The sequence below is a fragment of the Burkholderia alba genome, from assembly GCF_034721475.1.
Lineage (GTDB): Bacteria > Pseudomonadota > Gammaproteobacteria > Burkholderiales > Burkholderiaceae > Burkholderia > Burkholderia alba.
On the sequence record NZ_JAWJWL010000122.1, the window covers coordinates 1 to 2131 of the forward strand.

Sequence of the window (2131 nt, forward strand, 5' to 3'; positions counted from 1 at the left end):
TCACGGCCCCTTGTTCGTTGAGCAACTCTCTCAACCTTCCGTCGTCATTTACCCGCGCTTTTACGTCGCCGTCAACAGCATCCAAGGTGCACAAGCCGGTGACGCTGAGCGATGTCGTTGTAGGGCTCGTAGCCGTCGGTCATCATGACCGCGCCTTCGTGGATTCCGGTGAACAGCTTGTCGGCCAGCTTGGTGCCGCGCCCCGGCGTATAGGTGAAGCAGCGAATGGGGACGCCCGAACCGGTCATTTGCGCCCAGAGGTAACTCTTCGTTTGAGGCCGTCGGCCTTCCTCCTTCAGCACCTGGAGTGTCGTCTCGTCGCAGTAGATCAGCTCGGTATCGAGCAACGCATCAGGTCGATCACGGGCTGCGTTGCGAGGCCGACGCGTACCATGCTGGCGGCGATCGTGTTCGACGAGATGTCGCCGCCGAAACGCCGCAGGAGGCCGGCCTGGCGATACAGCGGCATGCCGAACTGGTACTTGCCGGTGGCAATCCACGCGAGTGCTGACTCGCTCAACAATCCGCGAGGGATGATGCGCGGCGGCGCCGGCGTGACCTTGATGCCGAGATCGCAGCACGGACACGCATATTTGACGCGCTGGTGCTGGATCACACGAAGCTGCTCGGGGATCACATCGAGCTGCTCGCTGATCTCCACGCCGAACTCGACGAGCGCGTGCCCGTCGTTCGCGCAGAAGCGTTCGGCTTCGGGCAGTTCGTGTCGCACAACGTCTCGCGGCAGATTCGGGTCGAGCGGCTTGCGATGGCCGCATTTCTTGCGCGTATGCGCAGCGACCGTCGAATCCGGAGTGTCTTCCTGCGCCGGCGTCGCGTTCGCCCCCAGCGCTTCGGCTTCATTGAACAGACCGAGCTGTTCCGAGGCTCGCGCCTCGCTTTTGGCGCCGAACAATTCGTGTCGATAGGCACGCAGCCGCTCTTCGGCGAGATCACGTTCCGCCGTCACGAGACGCAACGTGCCGCGAACCTCTTCATGCTCGCGCTGAAGCGAACCATACGCTTCGCGTATCGCGAGCAGCGCGGCAAGTTCGTCGGCGGTAACGGTGACCTGGATCGGCATTCCGATTCGACAGACAGGCCGATCCCGCGTTCAACTGACGCGACGATATTCGCGTCTCGGATGCCGCTGGATCGTGATAATGTCATCACCGTCGAGCAACGCGTGCAACAAGTCCGTCGTCATCGTCACGACTTCGGTTTTCTTGTCTGGCCAAGTGAAGCGATCGGCCTCGAGGCGTTTCATCAGCAGCCAGAAGCCGTTCCCATCCCAGCCGAGGATCTTGATCCGATCACGACGCCGATTGCCGAATACGTAGAGCGAAGCATCCATCGGGTTCAGTCGCATCGATTGTTCGACGAGAATCGACAGGCTGTTCATGCCGTAGCGGAAGTCGACAGGATCGCGGTGCAAGTAGACCTTCAAGCCTTCGTCGAACCGGAACACGGCATCCTCCCCCGGATCTGAACCAAGGTCGTCAGTTCGTCGACAGTCGCGATGGCCTTGCCCAGCTCAAGTTCAACACCGTTGGACAGACGCACATGCAACGCGAGCGTCATCGATGCTGATGGCGGTGTGGGCGATGTCAACGACGGCGCTGGAACGACCGGCACAAACACAGATGGTGGTACCGTGGCCGAGATGCGCTTGAGCGAACCTGGGAGATCGATAGCCACACCATCGATCACCTCGACGGCGGGCGGCAAATTGCGCTCGTCATCGTCGTTATCTTGTGACGCCGGCACCAGGCCTTTCTCCCGCTCCATCAGATATTTCGAAATCCACTTGCGCAGCAGGTTGGCGTTGATCGCGTGTTCCTGCGCCAGGCGAGCCACCGACACGCCCGGGCGTAACGCCGCCTCGACCAATGCGCGTTTGCCCTTCTCGTCGTAGCGGCGACGGCCGTCGCTGTTTTGACGAACTACTCTCAACTCTGAGTCTTTGTCAGCCATAGGTGTCCACCTCCCAAATAGGTGGACACCTATGTTCCTCGCTCAGAGCGCCGTTGGGTAGACGTCGATAATGGATCGCTTACGTTTGTCGACGATGGATCAAGCTCATATCCGCGGGCTGGTTACCGCATTTCATCTTTCCGTCACGGGGCTGCCTCGC

At 60.6% G+C, this 2131-nt stretch carries 2 protein-coding genes and 1 pseudogene; all 3 read right to left on the minus strand.

Going from position 1 to position 2131, the window contains the following annotated elements; translation table 11 throughout:
- Positions 1–77: 77 nt before the first annotated feature.
- Positions 78–1081 (minus strand): annotated as a pseudogene (gene tnpC, locus RZR99_RS32680) (IS66 family transposase); the annotation flags it as partial.
- A 30-nt stretch (positions 1082–1111) separates the two neighbouring features.
- On the minus strand, positions 1112–1465 hold the full coding sequence (gene tnpB, locus RZR99_RS32685; protein ID WP_323123812.1) for an IS66 family insertion sequence element accessory protein TnpB: 354 nt from the start codon (positions 1463–1465) through the stop codon (positions 1112–1114).
- Positions 1441–1971 (minus strand): transposase, encoded by a 531-nt coding sequence (locus RZR99_RS32690; RefSeq protein WP_323123813.1) that lies wholly within the window; start codon positions 1969–1971, stop codon positions 1441–1443. The genes tnpB and RZR99_RS32690 overlap by 25 nt, the downstream gene beginning before the upstream one ends.
- Between the last annotated feature and the right edge of the window lie 160 nt (positions 1972–2131).

Bases quoted from the DNA above. Each gene is read 5' to 3' on its own strand.
- RZR99_RS32690 (WP_323123813.1), bottom strand. From the start codon at position 1,971: ATGGCTGACAAAGACTCAGAGTTGAGAGTAGTTCGTCAAAACAGCGAC.